The sequence below is a fragment of the Acinetobacter sp. YH12112 genome (assembly GCF_013418945.1).
GTDB lineage: Bacteria > Pseudomonadota > Gammaproteobacteria > Pseudomonadales > Moraxellaceae > Acinetobacter > Acinetobacter indicus.
Window position 1 is genome coordinate 1 of record NZ_VPBA01000090.1, and the last position, 1,659, is coordinate 1,659.

The 1,659-nt window shown below is 45.0% G+C and carries 2 protein-coding genes; one reads left to right on the forward strand and one right to left on the reverse strand.

What is annotated here, in order from left to right:
• Positions 1-192 precede the first annotated feature (192 nt).
• Positions 193-1,008 (forward strand): APH(3')-I family aminoglycoside O-phosphotransferase, encoded by an 816-nt coding sequence (locus tag FTU50_RS15205; RefSeq protein ID WP_000018323.1) that lies wholly within the window; start codon positions 193-195, stop codon positions 1,006-1,008.
• A 136-nt stretch (positions 1,009-1,144) separates the two neighbouring features.
• On the opposite strand, the gene FTU50_RS15210 is transcribed toward FTU50_RS15205, so the two are convergent.
• On the reverse strand, positions 1,145-1,546 hold the full coding sequence (locus FTU50_RS15210; protein ID WP_001183556.1) for a LysR substrate-binding domain-containing protein: 402 nt from the start codon (positions 1,544-1,546) through the stop codon (positions 1,145-1,147).
• Positions 1,547-1,659 lie beyond the last annotated feature (113 nt).

The following is a 1,659-nucleotide window of genomic DNA, read 5'->3' on the forward strand; positions in this document are numbered from 1 at the left end:
GTACCAGCGTACGGCCCACAGAATGATGTCACGCTGAAAATGCCGGCCTTTGAATGGGTTCATGTGCAGCTCCATCAGCAAAAGGGGATGATAAGTTTATCACCACCGACTATTTGCAACAGTGCCGATAAAAATATATCATCATGAACAATAAAACTGTCTGCTTACATAAACAGTAATACAAGGGGTGTTATGAGCCATATTCAACGGGAAACGTCTTGCTCGAGGCCGCGATTAAATTCCAACCTGGATGCTGATTTATATGGGTATAGATGGGCTCGCGATAATGTCGGGCAATCAGGTGCGACAATCTATCGATTGTATGGGAAGCCCGATGCGCCAGAGTTGTTTCTGAAACATGGCAAAGGTAGCGTTGCCAATGATGTTACAGATGAGATGGTCAGACTAAACTGGCTGACGGCATTTATGCCTCTTCCGACCATCAAGCATTTTATCCGTACTCCTGATGATGCATGGTTACTCACCACTGCGATCCCCGGGAAAACAGCATTCCAGGTATTAGAAGAATATCCTGATTCAGGTGAAAATATTGTTGATGCGCTGGCAGCGTTCCTGCGCCGGTTGCATTCGATTCCTGTTTGTAATTGTCCTTTTAACAGCGATCGCGCATTTCGTCTCGCTCAGGCGCAATCACGAATGAATAACGGTTTGGTTGATGCGAGTGATTTTGATGACGAGCGTAATGGCTGGCCTGTTGAACAAGTCTGGAAAGAAATGCATAAGCTTTTGCCATTCTCACCGGATTCAGTCGTCACTCATGGTGATTTCTCACTTGATAACCTTATTTTTGACGAGGGGAAATTAATAGGTTGTATTGATGTTGGACGAGTCGGAATCGCAGACCGATACCAGGATCTTGCCATCCTATGGAACTGCCTCGGTGAGTTTTCTCCTTCATTACAGAAACGGCTTTTTCAAAAATATGGTATTGATAATCCTGATATGAATAAATTGCAGTTTCATTTGATGCTCGATGAGTTTTTCTAATCAGAATTGGTTAATTGGTTGTAACACTGGCAGAGCATTACGCTGACTTGACGGGACGGCGCTTCCCTACCCTCATGGCCGCCTCCCAGGAATCGACCCAGGTGCTTATCGTGGACATAATCCTTTACTCATAAATTTATCTTATTCCATTATTGTACCTGTCACGCAAAACTTGCAGAAAAGCCATAAACGCAGGAGAATCCTGTCGGCGGTGAGGATAATAAATATGGTAGCCGTCAAAATATGGACACCACTCGGTCAGAACAGCAATCAGCTTGCCGCTTTTGATATATCCATCTGCAACATACTCGGGAATATAGGCAATCCCCAGCCCGTCTAATGCTGCATCGAGCTGATGAATCGTGCTGTTCGCAATATATTGCCCTTTGACTTTCAGACTGAATTTCTGAGCATCTTTCTCGAATTCCCAGGCGTACAATCCACTCGTATCAGAATAGCGGACGTTAATGCAGTTGTGGTTCAAAAGATCCTGCGGCTTCCTGGGCTTAGCATAACGCTTAAAATGGCACTGTTGCAAAGTTAGCGATGAGGCAGCCTTTTGTCTTATTCAAAGGCCTTACATTTCAAAAACTCTGCTTACCAGGCGCATTTCGCCCAGGGGATCACCATAATAAAATGCTGAGGCCTGGC

Coding starts and splice junctions, on each gene's coding strand:
- FTU50_RS15205 (WP_000018323.1), top strand. CDS start 193: ATGAGCCATATTCAACGGGAAACGTCTTGCTCGAGGCCGCGATTAAAT.